Origin of the sequence: Paraburkholderia sp. SIMBA_053 (assembly GCF_046534895.1) — a bacterium.
GTDB lineage: Bacteria > Pseudomonadota > Gammaproteobacteria > Burkholderiales > Burkholderiaceae > Paraburkholderia > Paraburkholderia caledonica.
Window position 1 is genome coordinate 1 of the sequence record NZ_JAWRXU010000714.1, and the last position, 271, is coordinate 271.

Annotated in this window: 1 pseudogene; it reads left to right on the top strand. The window is 72.7% G+C overall.

What is annotated here, in order from left to right:
* A pseudogene (locus SB753_RS37440) lies at window positions 1-271 on the top strand (peptidase M23); the annotation flags it as partial.

Below are 271 nucleotides of genomic sequence, written 5' to 3' on the forward strand. Positions count from 1 at the left end.
CGTGCTCGACGGCGCGGTCGGCGTCGATGCGGCGCGCATGCGGCCACGTGCGCCGGGCGTGCCGTTGCAGGCATCGACGCAACTGATTGGCGCACATTTCGGCAGCGTTACGCGTTCGACGGGCGGCGTCGGCGGGCCGGTGGCCTTGCTGCCCGCGCCCGCGCTGGTGAACCCGGGCAAGGTGCAGGACGACAAGGACGTCGCGTTCGATCTCGTGCCCGACGCGAACGCCCGCGCGTACCGCGTGCAGATCGCGCGCGACGCCGATCTG